21 protein-coding genes and 2 riboswitches are annotated in these 19,307 nt (G+C 48.1%); of the genes, 10 read left to right on the top strand and 11 right to left on the bottom strand.

Going from position 1 to position 19,307, the window contains the following annotated elements:
• Positions 1–1,491, bottom strand: coding sequence for a potassium/proton antiporter (locus KNO78_RS09880; protein ID WP_214690389.1), 1,491 nt, complete (start codon positions 1,489–1,491; stop codon positions 1–3).
• A 153-nt stretch (positions 1,492–1,644) separates the two neighbouring features.
• On the opposite strand from KNO78_RS09880, the gene KNO78_RS09875 reads away from it, so the two are divergent.
• The gene (locus KNO78_RS09875; RefSeq protein ID WP_214690390.1) at positions 1,645–2,583 is read left to right on the top strand and encodes an ATP-grasp domain-containing protein; all 939 of its coding nucleotides are present in this window, start codon (positions 1,645–1,647) and stop codon (positions 2,581–2,583) included.
• 3 nt (positions 2,584–2,586) lie between these two features.
• On the opposite strand, the gene KNO78_RS09870 is transcribed toward KNO78_RS09875, so the two are convergent.
• Together KNO78_RS09870 and hemQ are read right to left on the bottom strand one after the other, a co-directional pair.
• Entirely contained in the window at positions 2,587–2,733 is a 147-nt protein-coding gene (locus KNO78_RS09870) for a hypothetical protein (RefSeq protein ID WP_012727492.1), read from the bottom strand.
• Positions 2,734–2,808: 75 nt separating this feature from the next.
• Entirely contained in the window at positions 2,809–3,585 is a 777-nt protein-coding gene (gene hemQ, locus KNO78_RS09865; protein WP_074035549.1) for a hydrogen peroxide-dependent heme synthase, read from the bottom strand.
• Positions 3,586–3,923: 338 nt separating this feature from the next.
• Between hemQ and pta the strand changes: the two genes are divergently transcribed.
• The 4 genes from pta (at position 3,924) to KNO78_RS09845 (ending at position 6,211) form a co-directional block, all read left to right on the top strand.
• Positions 3,924–4,913 carry a phosphate acetyltransferase gene (gene pta / locus KNO78_RS09860; protein ID WP_012727490.1) on the top strand — a complete coding sequence of 330 codons (990 nt, stop codon included), beginning with the start codon at positions 3,924–3,926 and terminating at the stop codon, positions 4,911–4,913.
• Positions 4,914–4,989: 76 nt separating this feature from the next.
• Positions 4,990–5,709: a DUF2711 family protein gene (locus KNO78_RS09855; protein ID WP_214690391.1), complete on the top strand. Its 720-nt coding sequence runs from the start codon at positions 4,990–4,992 to the stop codon at positions 5,707–5,709.
• A 38-nt stretch (positions 5,710–5,747) separates the two neighbouring features.
• Complete coding sequence (locus KNO78_RS09850; protein WP_041917952.1) at positions 5,748–6,047, top strand: rhodanese-like domain-containing protein; 300 nt, start codon at positions 5,748–5,750, stop codon at positions 6,045–6,047.
• Positions 6,047–6,211 carry a hypothetical protein gene (locus tag KNO78_RS09845; RefSeq protein ID WP_012727488.1) on the top strand — a complete coding sequence of 55 codons (165 nt, stop codon included), beginning with the start codon at positions 6,047–6,049 and terminating at the stop codon, positions 6,209–6,211. Before KNO78_RS09850 ends, KNO78_RS09845 begins: the two co-directional genes overlap by 1 nt.
• 152 nt (positions 6,212–6,363) lie before the next feature.
• Here KNO78_RS09845 and KNO78_RS09840 read toward each other — a convergent pair whose 3' ends face one another.
• The 4 genes from KNO78_RS09840 to folE2 all read right to left on the bottom strand — a co-directional run bounded on the left by KNO78_RS09840 (position 6,364) and on the right by folE2 (position 10,031).
• On the bottom strand, positions 6,364–6,570 hold the full coding sequence (locus tag KNO78_RS09840; protein WP_196431340.1) for a DUF6440 family protein: 207 nt from the start codon (positions 6,568–6,570) through the stop codon (positions 6,364–6,366).
• 127 nt (positions 6,571–6,697) lie between these two features.
• A complete protein-coding gene (locus tag KNO78_RS09835) occupies positions 6,698–7,600 on the bottom strand; it encodes an FAD-dependent oxidoreductase (RefSeq protein ID WP_214690392.1) in 903 nt (300 codons plus the stop codon).
• 105 nt (positions 7,601–7,705) lie between these two features.
• Positions 7,706–8,719 (bottom strand): metal-binding protein ZinT, encoded by a 1,014-nt coding sequence (locus KNO78_RS09830; RefSeq protein WP_214690393.1) that lies wholly within the window; start codon positions 8,717–8,719, stop codon positions 7,706–7,708.
• A 400-nt stretch (positions 8,720–9,119) separates the two neighbouring features.
• Positions 9,120–10,031, bottom strand: a complete 912-nt coding sequence (gene folE2 / locus KNO78_RS09825) for a GTP cyclohydrolase FolE2 (RefSeq protein ID WP_214690394.1) — start codon at positions 10,029–10,031, stop codon at positions 9,120–9,122.
• Positions 10,032–10,285: 254 nt separating this feature from the next.
• Here folE2 and KNO78_RS09820 point away from each other — a divergent pair, with 254 nt between their 5' ends.
• Positions 10,286–11,116, top strand: a complete 831-nt coding sequence (locus tag KNO78_RS09820) for a TerC family protein (protein ID WP_012727486.1) — start codon at positions 10,286–10,288, stop codon at positions 11,114–11,116.
• A gap of 36 nt (positions 11,117–11,152) precedes the next feature.
• On the opposite strand, the gene KNO78_RS09815 is transcribed toward KNO78_RS09820, so the two are convergent.
• Genes KNO78_RS09815 through KNO78_RS09800 form a run of 4 tightly spaced genes read right to left on the bottom strand, consistent with a single transcriptional unit; the run spans position 11,153 to position 14,115 of the window.
• Positions 11,153–11,686 carry a 1,2-dihydroxy-3-keto-5-methylthiopentene dioxygenase gene (locus KNO78_RS09815; protein ID WP_214690395.1) on the bottom strand — a complete coding sequence of 178 codons (534 nt, stop codon included), beginning with the start codon at positions 11,684–11,686 and terminating at the stop codon, positions 11,153–11,155.
• 13 nt (positions 11,687–11,699) lie between these two features.
• Positions 11,700–12,317 (bottom strand): methylthioribulose 1-phosphate dehydratase, encoded by a 618-nt coding sequence (locus KNO78_RS09810; RefSeq protein WP_074035559.1) that lies wholly within the window; start codon positions 12,315–12,317, stop codon positions 11,700–11,702.
• Positions 12,314–12,964 (bottom strand): 2-hydroxy-3-keto-5-methylthiopentenyl-1-phosphate phosphatase, encoded by a 651-nt coding sequence (locus KNO78_RS09805; protein WP_214690396.1) that lies wholly within the window; start codon positions 12,962–12,964, stop codon positions 12,314–12,316. The genes KNO78_RS09810 and KNO78_RS09805 overlap by 4 nt, the downstream gene beginning before the upstream one ends.
• Positions 12,961–14,115, bottom strand: coding sequence for a 2,3-diketo-5-methylthiopentyl-1-phosphate enolase (locus tag KNO78_RS09800; RefSeq protein WP_214690397.1), 1,155 nt, complete (start codon positions 14,113–14,115; stop codon positions 12,961–12,963). Before KNO78_RS09800 ends, KNO78_RS09805 begins: the two co-directional genes overlap by 4 nt.
• Before the next feature lie 72 nt (positions 14,116–14,187).
• Positions 14,188–14,289, bottom strand: a riboswitch (SAM riboswitch).
• Positions 14,290–14,494: 205 nt separating this feature from the next.
• Positions 14,495–14,597, top strand: a riboswitch (SAM riboswitch).
• A gap of 82 nt (positions 14,598–14,679) precedes the next feature.
• Between KNO78_RS09800 and mtnK the strand changes: the two genes are divergently transcribed.
• The 4 genes from mtnK to KNO78_RS09780 are packed head-to-tail and all read left to right on the top strand — an operon-like array spanning position 14,680 to position 19,307.
• Positions 14,680–15,831, top strand: coding sequence for an S-methyl-5-thioribose kinase (gene mtnK / locus KNO78_RS09795; RefSeq protein WP_214690398.1), 1,152 nt, complete (start codon positions 14,680–14,682; stop codon positions 15,829–15,831).
• On the top strand, positions 15,828–16,862 hold the full coding sequence (gene mtnA / locus KNO78_RS09790; RefSeq protein ID WP_214690399.1) for an S-methyl-5-thioribose-1-phosphate isomerase: 1,035 nt from the start codon (positions 15,828–15,830) through the stop codon (positions 16,860–16,862). Before mtnK ends, mtnA begins: the two co-directional genes overlap by 4 nt.
• Entirely contained in the window at positions 16,855–17,934 is a 1,080-nt protein-coding gene (locus KNO78_RS09785) for a sugar ABC transporter substrate-binding protein (RefSeq protein ID WP_214690400.1), read from the top strand. The genes mtnA and KNO78_RS09785 overlap by 8 nt, the downstream gene beginning before the upstream one ends.
• Positions 17,934–19,307: a sugar ABC transporter ATP-binding protein gene (locus KNO78_RS09780; protein ID WP_214690401.1), complete on the top strand. Its 1,374-nt coding sequence runs from the start codon at positions 17,934–17,936 to the stop codon at positions 19,305–19,307. Before KNO78_RS09785 ends, KNO78_RS09780 begins: the two co-directional genes overlap by 1 nt.

Raw genomic sequence — 19,307 nt, 5'->3', positions numbered from 1 at the left:
TCATAATTCGACTCGATCGAGTCCATCTTCACCAAATGTTTGGTCGAGTTGATCATGACGATACATCGAGGCGAGCACGTATAAGAGGTCACCTTCTTCGATGGCTGTCTGACCGTTCGGTGGAATCAAGTATTCGTTTCGGACGATGGCGTTCACGACGGTGTTCGGTGGGAGTGTGATGTCCGCGAGCGTTTTTCCAATCATGGATGAAGTTGCTGTGACCACGTAAGGTACGAGTTTGTGTTGAGACTGTTTGCTCGAGACAAGGGCGATTGTGTATGGAGAACGAATTTTATCCGGACCGAGCAACCCTAACTTCTCGGCAAGTGGCGTCAACGTCGTCCCTTGGATCAGGGCGCTCGTCACGACGACGAAAAAGACGGCATTGAATAACAGTTGGCTATTTTCGGTACCGGCAATAAGCGGGAAAGTCGCAAGGACGATCGGCACGGCGCCTTTTAGACCAGCCCATGAGATGAACAACTTTTCTTTTCTCGTAAATGACATGCCAAGTGTCGATAAATAGACGGCAATCGGACGTGCCAAGAACATAAGGACGAATGAGATGAGTAGTCCTTTCCAAATCAAGTCCGGCTCGATGAGTTGACGAGGGAAGACGAGTAACCCAAGGATGACGAACATGATGATTTGCATGATCCACGCGAGCGCTTCTGAGAATTGGACGATTGTCACTTCATGCGCTGTATCCGCATTTCCGACAATCATGGCGGCGATATAGACGGCGAGTAATCCGCTTCCCAATAAGTAAGCTGTGACACCATAGGTAAGAAACGCCATAGAAATCATGAGAACGGCATGCAGTCCGCTCGAATCAAGTCTCAAGTGGTTCAACATGAGGCGAGACAGTTGTCCAAGGATGAAGCCGATCAATGCCCCGACAACGATTTGAAGGGCGAACATCCAAATTCCGTCCCAAATGGTCGTATCCGGCTTCATCATGAAGTCGAGAGCGAGAATCGTCAAAAACATCGCCATCGGGTCGTTCGTGCCGGACTCGGCTTCGAGAGTCGCACCGACTTTCGGTGAGATATTCTTTCCTTTAAATGCGGCGAAGACGGCCGCTGCGTCGGTCGAACCGATGATCGCACCGAACAAGAAAGATTCAATCCAATCGAAACCAAATACGAAACGAACGGCCACGGCGACTACTGTTGTAGTAATCAATACCCCAAGCGTCGCCAGCGAGGCAGAAGGGGCGAGGACGCTCCGGATTGATGACCATTTCGTTTGAAGACCCCCTTCAAACAAAATGACAATCAAGGCAGCGACTCCAATCAGCTGCGCTAAATTCGAGTCGTCAAAGAAGATGAGACCAGTAATGTCACTTCCCATGATCATGCCGATTCCCATAAATAAAATCAAGGCGGGCAAGCCGAATCGAGTCGAGATTCGTGTCGCCATGACACCGGCTACGAGAAGTAGACCGAAGAGTAAAATGAGTACATCAGTACTTATAACAGGTACGGGCAAACACAACACTTCCTTTCTGAAACAATACTCTTAAGTTCATTATACCATGAAATCGTCTGATATTTCAGAATTGAGGATTAGGCAAACCATACACATTGGAATTGTCGGTTATGAATATGGTAAAGTAAACACATCATAGAAGGAGGAATGATGATGTCTAAAATTCACGTCATTCATGAAAACGAAGAATGGACGAACCACCTTGTCCACCGTTTAAAAGAATTGAACTTGCCATATGAATTGTGGCACTTGGACCAAGGGACGATTGATCTCGAAGCAATGCCCCCGGAAGGTGTCTTTTATAATCGGATGAGTGCCTCCTCGCACACACGTGGGCATCGGTACGCACCAGAATTGACGGAAGGCGTCCTCGCTTGGTTAGAGGCAAACGACCGGACCGTGTTCAACGGCACACGTGCCATCCGCCTCGAAGTGAGTAAAGTCAATCAATACACGGCGCTTCGACGTGAAGGGATTCGCGTGCCGAAGACGATTGCGGCAGTCGGTAAGGCGCAAATCATCGAAGCGGCTGAGCAGTTAGCTTTGACGCCATTCATCACGAAACATAATCGTGCCGGAAAAGGACTTGGGGTCCAATTGTTCCATACGATCGAAGGACTCAAAGAATATGTATATGGTCCCTCGTTCGAGGAATCGGTTGACGGCATCACGCTCATTCAACAGTATATCGAAGCCCCGGAACCGTATATCACCCGTTGCGAGTTCATCGGCGGAAAGTTCTTTTATGCGGTCCGTGTCGACACGTCGGAAGGGTTCGAGCTCTGTCCTGCTGATGCCTGCTCGATTGAAGACCAGTTCTGCCCAGTCGGGGAGACGCCGCCGGCGAAGTTTGAAATCGTCGAAGGATTCGATGACCCCATCATTCCAAAGCTCGAACAGTTCTTGAAAGCGAATGCGATCGATATTGCGGGGATTGAAATCATTCGAGACCAAGACGGTAACGTCTACGCATACGACGTCAATACAAACACGAACTATAATTCCGATGCTGAAGCGAAAGCCGGACGCTACGGAATGCTTGAATTGGCTACTTTCTTAGGCGACGCACTTCACGTCACTACGACAAAATAAGGGTCAGGCGCTCGCCTGACCCTTTTGCTGTGTATGTTTGAGTTGCTCTTCAAATCGATGTTGGACTAATTCTGCTGTCGGTGCCATTCGTTCGATGAACGAATCTAAACGTTCCGCAGTGTCACGATCGGTTTCTTTAAACACGCGCATCGTTGTTCACCTCGTTAATCAGGATAACTTGCTTACATCATCCTTAATTCCCGAGGTGTTATACGCGTAAACCTTTTACACGCTAAAGAATGTGCTCAAATTTTCTTTTGGTAAGATGTTCCCAACGTAGAAGTCGCCGAACTCTCCATACTTCGCACTTACTTCGTCGAAACGCATCTCGTAAACGATTTTCTTAAACTGAAGTGAATCTTCAGCGAAGAGCGTGACGCCCCACTCCCATGCGTCGAATCCAGTCGACCCACCGATGAACTGTTGAATCTTACCGGCGTAGCTACGGCCAATCATGCTGTGACGATACATGAGGTCTTTGCGCTCATCCATCGACAACATGTACCAGTTGTCGCCATCGCGACGAGCCTTGCTCATCGGATAGAAACAGATGTGTGCGGCTTTTGGAAGTGTCGGATAGAGGCGTGAGCGGATATGAGGATTTTGATACGGGTCCCCGTCTCCAGATCCGCGATACATCCCGAGCTCGATGACCGACACGTATGAATACGACGGAATCATATAGTCGTATAGCGCCGTTTTGCGGAAGGCGCGCTCGACATCTTCAAGTTCGTTGAATGTCGGACGAAGCACCATCAAGACGAGGTCTGCCTTCTGACCGAGAATCGAGTAAAAGGCGTGGCTTCCTTCGCCTTTTGCTTCAACTTCTTCGAGAGAAGCGAGGAACGCTGTGAACTCATCAATCATCTGTTGACGCTTTTCAGCATCGACGAGTTTCAAACGAGCCCAATCAATCGTGCGGAAATCATGAAGTGTATACCATCCGTCTAATGTGGCGGCGGCATGTTGTGTATCTGTTGTAGGTACTGGACGTTCTGACATAAAAAAATCTCCTTTCGGGACTTGGCTTCGCCGTCTATTTTACCATACACGCTTCACTGACTGGCAACTTTGAGGCACTGTGAGGGTTATCACGATTCATGGCGGGTAAAGAACAGAGGACAGAAACATGAAAACGGCTACAAAAATAGCTGTATCAGTCGGTTTGTCAAAACTGTTCTATTCATATAATGATTGATTCTAAGCGATTTATGGCGAAATGGGCAGAATAGTTTATTTTGAAAAGGGTACTGTGTATAATTGAAATCGCGTAAAGACACAAGTCAACGGCAAAACCATTAGCAGTCATGCTGTAAATTGAGAAAAGGGGTTCATTCGTTATGAAATTATTTGAAACGTTGAAGCAAAAAGTTAGCCCGGTTCGTCCGACCATCGTCTTCCCGGAAGGTATCGATGAGCGTGTTCTTGGAGCCGCTGTTCGATTGAAAGCAGACGGTATGGTAGAACCAATCGTCGTCGGTGCGAAAGCAGATCTCGAAGCGGTTGCGGCGAAACACGGTTTCGACATCTCAGGTTTGACACAATATGACCCAGCGACATACGAAGACATCGACGTCCTCGTCGAATCATTCGTCGAGCGTCGTAAAGGAAAAGCAACGGCTGAACAAGCGCGCGAACTCCTTACATCAGACGTGAACTACTTCGGAACAATGCTCGTTCACACAGGCAAAGCAGAAGGTCTTGTCTCAGGCGCGATGCACGCGACGGCTGATACGGTACGTCCGGCACTACAAATCATTAAAATGCAACCAGGCATCAAAAAGACGTCAGGTGTGTTCATCATGGTACGTGACGACGAGCAATACGTCTTCTCGGACTGTGCGATCAACATCGCACCGGACGCGGCAGATTTAGCAGAGAACGCGTTCTTGTCGGCAGCGACAGCGAAGACGTTCGGTATCGACCCACAAGTCGCGCTTCTTAGCTTCTCGACGAAAGGTTCTGCGAAGTCACCTGAAACAGAGAAAGTCGTGGAAGCGACACGCCTGGCAAAAGAAAAATCACCGAACCTTCCAATCGACGGAGAACTTCAATTCGATGCGGCATTCGTCCCTAGCGTAGCGGCGAAGAAAGCACCGGGTTCTGACGTTGCTGGTAAGGCGAACGTATTCGTCTTCCCAAGTCTTGAAGCCGGTAACATTGGCTACAAGATGGTTCAACGTTTCGGTGGATTTGAAGCGATCGGTCCGATCCTTCAAGGTCTCAACAAACCAGTGAACGACTTATCACGCGGTTGTAACGAAGAGGACGTCTACAAATTGACGCTCATCACAGCGGCGCAAGCAATCGACGAGCGCAACGAAGCGTGAGTCCGGAGCATTCTTCTTATAGAAGGATGCTTTTTTTGATGGCTCGTTATAAACTATTCAAGAAAAGAGTGATGAAATGGACGAACTAGATGAGAGTGTTTTATTACCTGAAGGACATCGTTACGCTATGTTTGGTGGCGGGGATGATGATTCGATTAAGACGTATTATGAAGGGGTATTTGAAACGGTCTTCATCGTGTTTCATCCATTCCTTGCTCCAATAGGTCACCCCACCATGATTGATCGTTATACCGATCTGGATAATAACGAGGTCGAACAGCAATTTCGGTCCGTTACATGGGAAGAGATGAGGCGAAGACTAGGTTTTCGTGACGTGAGCCGTATCGACCACGCGCTCCGAACGATGATTGGGGCGCTGAAACTACACGCCGAAGATCGAGAAGGGGCGAATCGAATCATTGAATATTGCGAACGTGAGAATGTGCTCCCACCAGGTGAAGGGGAACTGTCGGATCTGCTAAAGAATCAAGTGTTGCGTGTACTTTTGGAGATGGGAGAAGGCTGGATCTGGACCGGAGACGAATTTTGTACGGAACGGCATCTCATCCATCTCAGTGAGACGCTAGCCGCTGATACGTGGGGCATGCAACATCGGACGTTTTTCGGTTATCAACACGAATGGCTCATCGTCCCACCTTGGGATAGCCATTTCACGTTGTTTTGTGGCAGTCGCGCGTTTATCGAACAGGTCGTCGAACGATGCGAGCTCGAAGGGTTCTATTGTGATGCTGAGACGACCATCAACTGGAGTTTGTCGGAGCATAAGCTGAGGTAAACTAAAAGAGAAATCCATGATTGAAAGGGGAACTATGTATGCAAAGTATTCATGCGACAGAATTAAGAGAAAAATTAGAGAACGGGGAGTCTCTCCATATCATCGATGTGCGCGAACAAGATGAATATGAGGCAGGGCATATCCCGAACGTACCACTCTATCCATTATCGGAATTCCCACAAGTGACAGAAAAGTTGGCACAAGACAATGTCTATCACGTGATCTGTCGTTCAGGTGGACGGAGTCAGACGGCGTGTGATTACTTAGAGTCGCAAGGCTACAAAGTCGTCAATGTCGACGGCGGAATGCTAGCTTGGGACGGCGACATCGAGGCGTGATGCTAGAGAATCCTTGGGTCGTTGTACCCCTTCTTATCGCGCTCTACCTCACGGTCTATGCGGTGATGAAGCGATTTGACTGGGAGAAGTGGCGACTCGTCTGGGCAGTGTGGGTGATGCTCATCATCATCCTATTGACGATTGAACTCGTGACAAGTCTTTAAAAATATGGAGATTTAGGTTAACCTAGCGATATAATTTACTCCTAAAAACAAGTGAAGTAGACTGCCTCGCATCGTCTTTGATTGATGTGAGGCAGTCTACTTTTTTGTATGGTTAGAATCACACGATGATGTAGAGCTAAGAGCACGTTCAATCAATCTTCAACAGGTGTCACGATTACTTTACTTGTTTCATCGAATAGAGGCGTGAGTGTGCATCCTTGGGTATTCCACGTGTAGATATAGTTGACACCTGTTTGACGATCCACCCATACCGAAATCAGGCTGCCTTGTTCAGTAGTTTGAATCAATTTTTCATCAAAGCGCTTATCTGTGGTTTGATCCTTTTTTTTATTAAACACCCGTATCTCTCCTTTTGAACTTGTTGGTCATGACTTCGACTGAACTTTATACGTACCGTATTTCCTCTTACGGGAATTGTTAAACGAAAAGGACAAAGAGCAATGACTTTGATTAAACTTCATATAATTAAAATCGTTTGGATGATAAGTCGAAGTTGATACTCGCAGCTGTACGGGCGCCGTCAGCGGCTGCGATTAACAAAGAAGACGGACTGCCTTTTTCAGTCTCTCCAGCAACATACACACCTTGTACGGAGGTGTGACCCATCCCATCCGTAACAATTGCCCCATTTTCATCCAATGCACATTGTAACTGTTGAGCCAGTTGGTTTGGACGATAGAAGTTTGGAACGACAAAACCGCCTTTCCTTGCAACAAGCGTTCCATCTTCCAACTCAATGTTTTTAAGCATCCCATCACTTCCGTGTAGTCGTTTGATTTTTGTTGTGTATGCCTTAATATGGTTCCGCTTCAAATCGTTTTTTACATCTTCGGAAAGTTCCTTCCCATTCGTAAAAATAATAAGATCTTTAGACCAGTTGAAGACGAGTTTTGATAAATGCTGAACATAGCCCTCAGTTTCTGCAATAACTGCCAATGGTAAATCGCGTAGCTCCCAGCCGTCACAATAGGGACAACTAAATAGACTTTTCCCGTAATATTCTTTTACTTGGGGTAAGGAAAAGTTCTCTTGTATACCCGTAGCAAGTAATATATTTTCTGTTAAATATTGTTTCTGATTTGAAAAAACCTCATATAGCTGATGTTTATTTTTCGGCTTCACCTCGATAATCGAATCATTAAAGATTGTGACTGAAGGATATGCATGCAGTTCCTTGATACCCAGTGACCTGAATTCTGACGGTTTGATGCCATCTCTCGTTAGAAATCCATGCGACTCTTCTGTCACACGATTTCGATTTGTTGCATCATCAAACACTGCAATATTTCTTCTGGCTCTGCCTAATGTTAATGCTGCAGATAGTCCTGCAGCGCCACCACCAATCACGATACAATCATAAATATTCATTTCAAGAGCCTCCATTTTTCGATTACGTCCTCTTTTCAAGCCATGCACGGAGTTCAAACTTAAGAGATATAAAAATGAATTCGGATTCTATGCTTCAGAATAAACTCAATGTGCGAGCATATCACGCAAAAGTCCATCGGCATCTAAATCGGAAGGGTAATAGGTCGGCCAATGCGTAACTTCTTCAAGCAATTCTTCTCTGTTGTCTCCCCAATACAAATGATAGTGATGTGAATCAACTGGGAAAATATTATGGTCACTGAATTGGATGTATTGCGGTGCTTCTGTTGAACCCTCAACTAACTTAAAAATAAAGCGGACGCCACGATTTCCTTTTTCGTAGGTGAGGATTTCATACCCATCTGATTCGTAGTTCCCAGAATACTCGGTTCCGTTCTCGTAGAAGGTTACTCGATCACCATCAATGGTAATACGATCGACATCTGTCACATATCCAACGGTATAGTACTCTTTGTACTCTTCAGCCGTCATGTCGCCTGTCTCTGCCTTATGTTCAAATACCTCGTCCAAATCACCGGCTTGTAAGTATGGATAGATTGATTGCCAGTCACCTTCCCAGTCCGATAATTCGCGAGATTTAACTTGGCTGTCGTCAAAATATCCCTCGTAAATTTGCTTATTTGCCTCGCCATGATCGTGTCCGTGGTCGTGGTGGTCGTCGATTGCTACTTTCACAGCTTCAGATTGAAACACAGGCTCTTCACTTTCATCAAATAGCACAGCTTTTATTTCTGTGCCATCTGTTTCAGCCGTACCAGTGAATGTGTCTGTGGTTTGTCCAGAAACAACATTCCATTCCTTCTCATTACTTTCTCGGCTATACCAATGCCAGTGGTCAGCTTGCGTTTCTTCGTCCAAAATCGCGGTCAATTTAATTTCATCCCCCGTATGATAGTGCAAACCGAGACCGGAAATGTCAACCGCTATTGGTGCTTGACTCTCTGCTCCATCGGAATGATCATGTATTTCCTTTTCTTGAACCTCAGTCGCTTTCGGTTCGTCCGTGTTATTTCCAGTTTGTTCTTCTGCTCCTTGACATGCCGCTAAAGAGAGGCTTAATAATAGTAAACTTGGGAATCCAATAAGAATTTTTTTCATTGTTTAATTTCTCCTTTTCCTGAGTAGACGTATAAGTTTACATTTCAACAGATAGACAGCTTAATGAAGCGATAGTGCTATCATGAATTGAAATAGAAACTTTGTCACAGTTTTAATCGTAATTATTACGATTTAAATAGTAACCCCTTAAAAATCTTTAAGCAATATTTTTATTTGTAAATAGATTATTATGTAAATAATTTCGGGTCGGGTAGATTATGAATCATTTTTTGAATAAAATAAAACCATTTAAATGAATTCGCTGACATATCCGTTTTTGCCGATACAAAAACACCTCCGTGACTCGTACATTTTTAAAGTGTACGTTAACGAAGGTGTTTTTATATGGTTTGATTCATTTCGGTTATCCCAGGTGATTTAACCAGGATTTCCGTATTTTTTAGGCGTTGTCACGTTTATCAAATGTGATCGATGCGATTGCGTCATGTTGGTGAATCGACTCTTCGTTACGGCATTCGACGAAGAAGTTCACAACTTGTTTCATCTCGTACAAGTCAGCCGCGATCAAGCGGACCATATCCTCGACGAAACGTGGGTTTTCGTACGCGATTTCAGTCGCACGTTTTTCATCCGGACGTTTAAGGACCGGGTGGAGTGGTGCTGAGGCGTTTGACTCTGCTGCATCGAGAAGTGCTGCACGCCAGTCGAATCCGTCCATCGATGTCTCATCAAGACCGGCTTCGATCGTGATGTACCCACGTTGGTTATGGGCACTGTATTCACTGATTTCTTTTGAGCATGGGCAAAGCGTCGTGACGTTGATGACGAGACCGACTGTCACGTTTGCAACACCCGTTTCGAGGTTATATGTCACACGGTGCATGACGTCCGCGTTCATCAAACCGCTAAGACCTGTCGCAGGTGCTTTACGCGTGAAGAACCATGGGTAACGGATTGTCAATTGGCCTTCTGTTTGTTCCATACGCTCGGCGAGCTCTTGCGCGAACTCGATTAACGAACGGTTTGATACCGTCCACCCTTGTTGATGGTACGCGTCGAGCTGCTCTGTCAAACGAGACATGTTGATCCCTTTACGGTCTTGTACGAGCGATGTCGTTAATTCAAATGTGGCGACCGTTGACTGGACCCCTTCTGGCGTCTCGACGTTCACGGGGTGCTTCACGTTTGAGATGCCGACACTGTCGAGGGCGAACAAGAAGTTTTTCGGTGTATTTTGTAAATCGACCATTTGTTCTTTTTCGGTCGGCTTTGTTCCTTTAATCGGTGGGACCGACCCGAACAATTTATGTCGTTCTGCTTTAGTAGGTAAAGCGACATGGCTTGTAGACATAATCGGATTCTCCTTTTTTCGAGCGGTTTAAAGCACCACTCGTTCTTGTTAGGATTTTATCACGAAATGATGGCTGAACGGGTATGATTTTGCTCTCATAACATGTTTTGAATATGCAATCGGAAAAAAATCCTTCAGATATTGAAGAAAGAGGATTGATTTACTTTGTGAACGGGAATAAAATGGTCCTGTGAACTTAAAAAATAGATCACTATTAAATATGAAGGAATTGAAAGAAAAAAGGAGATGTTTTTATGGATTGGCAGTTAGTCCTGCAGTATGCCTGGATCGTCGTCGTACTCGTCGGTTTGGAAGGCTTGTTATCTGCAGACAACGCGCTCGTCTTGGCCGTTATGGTCAAGCACTTGCCGCGTACAGAGCAGAAGAAGGCATTATTTTATGGACTCCTCGGGGCATTTGTTTTCCGATTTATCGCATTGTTCTTGATCTCGTTCTTGATCAACGTATGGCAAGTTCAGGCACTCGGTGCGCTTTACTTAATCGGGATGAGTGCGCGACACCTGTATATGACCTATAAGGCGAGAAAGATGGAGCCGAAGCAAGATTTGGCGGCCGAGGCGAAGGAAGAGACGGCTGTCACGGAGAAGCCGGTATCGAAAAAAGAATTTTGGCTCACTGTCGCAAAAGTCGAGTTTGCGGACATCGCTTTTGCCGTCGACTCAATCTTGGCAGCGGTCGCGCTTGCGGTCAGCTTGCCACCACTCGGTCTAGGTGAAATCGGTGGGATTGACTCGGGTCAGTTCTTCGTCGTCTTGACAGGTGGACTCATCGGGGTCGTCTTGATGCGATTCGCAGCTCGGATTTTCGTCAAGTTGCTTCATCAGCGTCCGACACTTGAAACGGCCGCTTTCATCATCGTCGGTTGGGTCGGGGTCAAGTTGACGGTGCTCGTACTTGAACACCCTGGTTTCAAGGAATTGATTGCCGGAACACCATTCGAATTCATGGGACTCCCAGACGGGTTCGTCCACTCGACAGCTTGGACGATTTTCTTCTGGTCGGTCATGGTCGGGATTGCGACATGGGGCTGGTTCTCATCGAAACCGACAGCGGTCAAACAATAAAAAGTGGTCTCTCGTTTTTAAGCGAGAGACCTTTTCTTATGCAGTTACATTCTCTTTGTCGTAAATCGGTACCCAGCCTTCAGTCGTCACGAAAATACGAACGGCGACGACTTGGCGGTCTTCTTGTAATGTGAAGTAATGACGTGTGTTGACCGGCACGGAGATGAGATCACCTGGATTGAGTTCGATATTGAAGTATCCGCGTTCTGCATCGTCAATCGCAAAGATGCCGTGACCACTGACGATGAAACGAACCTCGTCATCTGTATGATGATGCTCTTTTTGGAAGTTGACGAGCAGTTCATCTAAATTCGGTGTCGCATCGGATAGCGAGATGACGTCAGCCGTCTTGTAGCCACGTCGTGCTGATACATCTTGAATCTCGTCACGGAACGTCGCCAAGATGGCTTCTTTGTCTTCGTCTGTCAGTTGGTAATTTTCCTGAAGAGAAGCCGGTAACTTTGCGATGTCCCATGCTTCGTAAAGGATGTCTCGTGATTCTAAAAAGGCACGTACCTCTTGTTGGTCGCTGACGCGTTCTTCTGTTTGTTGGAAATAAATCGTTGCCATGTTGAATTCCTCCTTATGAATGGACGCCTAAGGCGCGTAATTTTAATGAATAGCTGAACAAAAATTCATATGCTTCTAAATAACGTTTTGCCGCAGCTGGCGTCTCGCCCCAAACGGTGATTCCGTGGTTCCGAATGAGGACGGCACCTGCATCGCTTGTGACGTGTGTGGCGAAAGCGCGAGCGAGCATCGGGATATCCGCGTGGTTCTCGATAATCGGGATTCGTACACTGGCCGTCTCTTCCCAATAACCGAGCGCTTTGATGATTTCTTGGCCTGTGAACGTAACATGACCTTTTGCAGCATACAGTTCCGAGATGACGTTATTGTCGACCGTATGCACGTGAAGCGAACATGTTGCGTTCGTATTGTTGAAGATATCGACATGTAACAACGTCTCAGCCGACGGTTTGCCTGTCTGCTCTCCAATCAATTGACCGGTCGCATCAACGAGGACGAAATCTTCATCGGTGCGCTTTCGTTTATCACGACCGCTTGCCGTCACAAGGAATGTCAATGGGTCATCTGATACGCGGATCGCCAGGTTCCCGCTCGTTCCGGGGAACCAGTCTCGTGCGGCGAGCTCGTCTTTAATGTCGGCAAGTTCTCCCCACCGTTCTTGCACAGTCATACGTTCACTCCTTTCATATGAGCTGAAATATCGTAGAATGTCTCGAACGGAATATGCCGAATTCCTTCCGCCTCACATAGCGAAATCAATTGCCCCCGTGCATACACGACGTCGGCACGTTTGGCGATTTCAAAGTCGGTGACGGAGTCCCCGATGACAATCAATGTGTCGGTAGGTGAGACAATCTGTCGGGCAATCGTCGGCTTGCAGCATCCACAATCGTTCGAACAATGGACATCGCATGTATGAGGCCAGGTGACGTGTGCCGTCTCTCCAGAGAAATCAACATGATTGCAGTAGATGTGTTCCGGTTCGACGTAACCTTCTAGAATCGGATGGACGAAAAAGTCCATTCCGCCACTGACGACATCAAATCGAAAGCCGCATGACTGTGTCTCCTGTAAAAACTCGATAAACCCTGGTCGAAACGTTATGGTCGACTGAAGAAATTCACGGTACTTCAATTCCTGTTCACTCGGGAGCAAGCTGAACATCTGACCGACGCCTTCGCGAATGGAGAGCGTTTGGTTCAACACACCATCTTTAAGTTCGACCCATTCAGGTGGGGCGAAGCGTCGCATCAATGCGATGATGTTATCTTCTTCCGTGATGGTCCCGTCGAAATCACAGATGACGTGCGTACTCATCGTGCACCCCACGCATCTAAAGCAGTCGATAACGCATCGGTCTCGCTCGTCTTACCAATTGCTTGATCGATCGCTTGGCGGAACGCTCTCGCTCCGTCAGCCGCACCGTCTGGATGTCCGTGAATCCCACCACCCGCATTGATGACGACATCTGATCCGAAGTCACGAATCAAATCTGGTACGAGTCCAGGATGGATACCGGCAGACGGGACCGTCAGAATCGGTTTCGTCCAATGAGGTTCTGTCGCGTACGTCTGAATCTGTTGTGCCTCGTCTTTCGGTGTCGACAGTGAACCGTATGGCGACGGGAAGAGTGTCAAGTCTGCCCCGGCCAAGCGAATCAGTTTCCCGAACAGTAGGGAATGACGAACCGATCCGGTCAACGCTCCGGCAAAAGCGGGATGTGCCAAAATCGGGACATGAATCTCAGGATCTTTAGCGAGCTCGCGCAATGCGTCGAGCCCATACGTATATACGTTGAATAAGAGTGCGGTCGCGCCTGCCTCAATCAATCGCTTCGCCTGGTCGCGTAAGGTGAAAACGGGTCCGCTCAACGTGACGGCGTATAGAACGGAGCGACCGGTCGTTTCTTTATGCTCCCGGATGACCGATGCCCCGATCCGTGCCCGTTCGAGCGACGGGGTGAGCGGATTGTCATATAGAATTTCATCGTCTTTGACGAGGTCGATGCCGCCTGCGAACTGGTCCCGGAGTTGTGTCGCCAAAAAATCAAGGTCTCGTCCGATGACGCCTTTGAAGATGCTCATCGCGAGCGGGCGGTCGTGTACACGAAGGATGTCCCGGACCCCTTCAACTCCGAATGCGGCACCCGGAAAGTCCGGTGCGAGTTCCTCTGGAAGCGAGAGGTCGACAAGTTGAACGCCTGGGTCGAGGGAGAGCTTACCGAATGTCGTCGTCAGAATGGACGAAAAGTCCGGTGTCACGTTATGTAGCGGGTAGCGAATCGAGAAGCGACTTGTCGTTTCTTGTTGGGACGTGGCGATGACCTCACCTCGGAACGCTTGCAGTTGATATTGTTCGAGATGGTTCAACTCGGTCCATGTCCCGACGGTCAGCTCATGTGCGATTTTCTCAGCTACACGCTCGACGTGATCGGTATGTTTGATTTCATAAGTAGCGATGATTCCCATAAGTTCCTCCTTTCAGGTCAAACAAAAAATGACCTCATGCCAAGGCAAGAGGTCATTCAAAAAAACAATGAACTCTTATCTCTCAGCGTTAGCTGCAAGAATTAGCACCGTGCCATTTCTGGTCGGTTGCTGCGACATCATCGGGCTTGTCCCTCCGTCTGCTCTTGATAAGAATAGTTGTGAAGTTGTGAAATTTAATTGAATTTTTACATAGAATCGCTCACTCGTCAATTCCTTTTTTTGAGAAAAAAAGTTTAAAAATAATGTTTCTATATATGCGTGTCGAAAATAAGTGGGCGACTGAAAATAGAGGATTGACAACTAGCATGCCTAGTCCGTAATATTCGTCTCAACACGTCAAACACAATTACATCATTTACTCTTATCGCGAGTTGGCAGAGGGAATTGGCCCTAAGACGCCGCAGCAACCGACCATTTGGCACGGTGCTACATCCACCAGACACATGTCTGAAAGATGAGAGGAACAACCAATTTGGGTGTGCCTCTTTCTCGCGGAGAAAGGGGCTTTTTTCATGCATAGATCCAAGAAAGGGGAAAACCATCATGGCTTATGAGGCGTTTACAGAACAGAGTGTCGTCGACCACGTTCGACAGTTAGGGTTACTAGAAGAGGGGATTGCAGAATGCGAGGAGATCGGGGATGGAAATTTAAATCTCGTCTTTCGCATTCGTCAAGGAGAGACGTCATTGATTGTGAAACAAGCGTTACCGTATGCAAAAGTCGTGGGGGAGAGCTGGCCGCTCACGCTTGATCGGTCTTGGATTGAACAGCTGGCTCTTCGTGAATTTTCAAAAGTCGTGCCTCAGTTCGTCCCGAGTGTCCTCGGGAGTGACCGTGAACTCGCCTATACGATTTTAGAAGATTTATCATCGTTCGAAATCGTCCGCACCGGCTTCCTAAAAGGAGAGAGCTACCCGAACTTAGCCCGCCACGTCGGTACGTTCCTCGGGGAAACGTTGTTTGCGACGTCTGACTACGCGAACGGACCACTCGTGAAGAAACAAATCGAAAAAGAGTATTACAATCCAGAACTATGCGATATCACGGAGAAACTGATCTTCACCGACCCGTATCGCGACGCAGAATCGAATCAAATCGAGCCAGTCCTTCGTCCGGATGTGGAGCAACTCTGGTCAGACCTCGCTTTGAAAATTGAAGTGACCAAATTGAAGGTTGGGTTCGTGACGAAGCACGAAGCGCTACTGCACGGGGATTTACATACAGGAAGCATTTTTGCGACCCGTCAAGAAACAAAAATCATCGATCCCGAATTTGCGTTTTACGGTCCGTTCGGCTTTGACATTGGTCAAATCATTGCTCATCTGGTGTTCTCAACGTATGCGCATCCGTTGAAACGATTCGAACGCTTCACCGAAGTACTCACCGTCTGGGAGACGTTCGAGAAAACGTTCCGTACCCGTTTTACACAGGCCGCAGAGCCGTTCAACACAGTAGGATTCGTGGACGAACTGTTGCCATCCATTTTGAGTGACGCCATCGGCTACGCAGGCTGCGAATTGATTCGGCGGACTGTCGGTCTGGCTGGAGTCGCCGACTTAGAGACATTACCAGTCGACCTTCGCATCGAACGGAAACGCCACGCCTTAGAGCTCGGTACGCGTCTCATCAAACAGCGCCATCAAATTCAATCCATCGATCAATTGATTCCAGTCTTGTCGGAGGTGCGCGTATGAGTGTGCAAAGTATTCATTTCGATGCCGACACGGAAATGTTGACGATTTTAGATCAGACGCTGTTGCCGCAAGAAGAGCGCTATGTCGAAGTGTTGACGCTCGAACAGGCCGAGCAGGCAATCAAGTCGCTTCAAGTTCGCGGTGCACCGGCCATCGCTTATTTCGGAGCGTTTGTCCTTGCGAAAGAAGCGTCACGTCTGCAAGACAATCCATATTTTCATCTCCAATTGAATCAAGTCGGTCAACGGTTGATTGCGACAAGACCGACCGCGGTCAACTTACAGCATGTCATCGAATCACTCCTTCGATTGAATGTGGGGGAGGACTTTGAACAGATTGCAAAAGCAATCAAGCAGCGTGCGATTGAAATCTTTGAACAAGACGTGGCTACGTATCGCACGATTGGGGAACATGCGCTCACCGTGTTACCCGCTGGTGGCAACGTATTGACGATTTGTAACGCCGGTGCCATCGCGACGTCACGATACGGTACCGCGCTCGCGCCGTTCTATGTCGGGAAAGAGCGTGGCATCCCGTTTCGGGTGTTCGCGTCCGAAACGCGACCGCTGCTTCAAGGAGCACGACTGACCGTATGGGAGCTCGACCGGGCAGATATCGATGTCACACTGATTACAGATAACATGGCGGCCTGGACCATCCAGACGAAACAAATCGATGCTATCATCGTCGGGGCGGACCGCATCACCCGTACCGGTCATACAGCGAATAAAATCGGAACACTTCAGCTTGCGATTTTGGCGAAGCATTACGGCATCCCATTCTATGTGGCTGCTCCGCATTCGACATTCGATTTAGAGGCAGATGACACGATTCAAATCGAAGAACGGGACGCGCATGAAGTGACCCATATCGGGGGACATCCGACGGCACTCGTCGGCATCACCGTCTTCAATCCGGCGTTTGATGTGACACCACCCGAACTGATTACCGGTCTAATTACAGAGACAGGTGTGCTCGAACCGACTGAGTCGGTCATTGTAGAACATGTAGGAGGAAACACATATGTCTAAAAAAATCATCTTCTTCCTGTTGACCGTCATCCTGGCACTTGCCGGATGCACGAACGAACAGGCTCAACCGAAAACGACTACGACAACAAGTAAAACGGAAGCGAAAACCGTCAACGTCTCAAATGAGACGCTTCCGAAAAATCTAGAAGTCGCCCTCGTTATGCAGATGTCGATCGGGACGTTCTCTTCGCAGTATATCGAAGGGGTGACCGAGCAAGTCGAAGCGTTCGGTGGCAACGTGAAAGTGTATAATGCCGAAAATGATTTGTCGAAAATGGCGAGTTATGTCGATACGGCGACGACGCAAGGAGTCGATGTGATCTTGATTGACCACGGACGTGCCGATGCCTTGAAAGAACCGGTTCAACGGGCGCTCGACAAAGGCATCAAAGTCGTTGCATTCGATAACGATTTGACGAACGAAGGCGTGACGGTCATCGACCAAGATGATTATTCACTAGCATGGCGCTCGCTAAAAGCACTCGCGGAAGATTTGGACGGGGAAGGGAACATCGTCACGATTTGGGTCGGTGGATTCACCCCGATGGAACGTCGACATACGATTTATGACGCGTTCTTAAAACGCTATCCCGGCATCCAGGAAGTCGCAAAGTTCGGTTCGGCGACGAACAACACGGCGCTCGATACGCAAAGCCAGATGGAGGCGATTTTGAAGAAGTACCCGGAAGGCGAAATTGATGCGGTGTTTGCGATGTGGGATGAGTTCGCAAAAGGGGCGAGCCGTGCCATCAAACAGGCAGGACGTGACGAGATTGCCGTCTATGGAATTGATTTGAGTGACGAAGATTTACAACTCATGCAAGAAGAGGGAAGTCCGTGGAAAGTGACAGCTGCCACAGATCCAGCCGAAATCGGTCGCATTCAAGTCCGTTACGCTTATCAAAAAGTAGTCGGGGACGAAACGCCTTCAATTCATTCGGTCGACCCATATCTAGTGGATCGTGATGTCTTGCCGGACGAGGCTGTCACGATGGATGACCTTGGACAGTACGTTCCGGGTTGGGGCGAATCAAATGCGGCATGGTCGGATTGGATGAAGGAGATGGACTGATGATTCACTTGGAACGAATCACGAAACAGTACGGTGACGTCACGGTGCTTGATCAACTGTCATTCAGTTTGAAGCCTGGAGACATTCATGGTCTCCTCGGTCTGAACGGGGCCGGTAAGAGTACCCTCATCAAACTGCTAAACGGAACGGTCGAACCGACGTCCGGCGAATTGTCCATTGATGGAAAACCAATCTGGCTCACACCAGCGGAAGCGATTCGTCATGGCATCATCACGGTATCGCAAGAAGTCGATGATGCGCTCTATTTGGACTTGCCTGTGTATGAGAATGTCCTTCCATGGCAGACGGTGAAATGGATTCGCCCGCAACGTTTGAAAGAGCGAGCGCAACGCGTGTTGTCCCGAGTCGGTTTAGAGGTCGATCCAACGATTCCAGCCGGTCAATACCCGCTCAGCGTGAAGCAGCGCCTTCTCATCGCCCGAGCACTCGAGAGCGATGCCAAGTATTTACTCCTCGACGAACCGACCGCTGCCTTATCAGAAACGGAGGCCGACGCCTTACTGGAATTGTTACAGAAGCTTGCGACAGAAGGAGTCGGAATTGTATTGGTCACGCATCGTTCAAACGAGCTCACACGGGTCACGTCGACCTCTACGTTTCTTCGAGACGGACGTGTTGTGTACGATGGACCGTACCAATCGCTCTCCTCGGAAGCGGTGCAGACATTTTTGAGTGGGACGACATTTGATGCAGTGTTAGAAAAGGCAGTACCTGAAAATGAGATTTTCTTGTCTGCGCAGTTGCCCCTTCCAGTCTTCCAATCTGACATTTCGATTGAAGCGTATCGCGGGGAAGTGCTCGGGATTGGTGGATTGACGGGAAGTGGGAAGACGGAACTGATGGAAGCATTGTTCGGTCTTTCTGGGATTCGTCAATCCATCACAATCGAGGGGAAAGAGCACGTGATCAAAGAACCGGCAGACGCCGTACGTTTAGGGTTTGCACTCGTTCCAGAGGAGAGACGTCGTCATGGATTATTTTTAGACGAGACGATTGAACGGAACGTGATTGCTGTCGCAGGAAAGACCGATGATGTCTCGGACGTATTGAAATCGCTTCGCGTCCGCTATGCGAACGTGAGACAACCGGTAAGTGAGCTGAGTGGCGGAAATCAGCAGAAGGTCGTCTTCAGCAAATGGTTGCTCGATAACCGAGACATCTATCTGCTCGACGAACCGACAAAAGGAATCGATATCGCAGCGAAACAAGACGTGTATGAACGCGTCATTGCACTCGCGAAACAAGGGAAGACCGTATTGTTCACGTCAAGTGAGCGACATGAACTCGAACGGGTCGCCAATCGGATTGTTTGGCTCGACCGTGGACAAATTGTAGAGAAAGGAGGCGTGTAA

Source organism: Exiguobacterium sp. s132, assembly GCF_018617235.1.
In the GTDB taxonomy this organism is placed as follows: domain Bacteria; phylum Bacillota; class Bacilli; order Exiguobacteriales; family Exiguobacteriaceae; genus Exiguobacterium; species Exiguobacterium profundum.
Note: the sequence above shows the minus strand (reverse complement) of the source record. Positions and strands in the feature narration are given on the sequence as shown.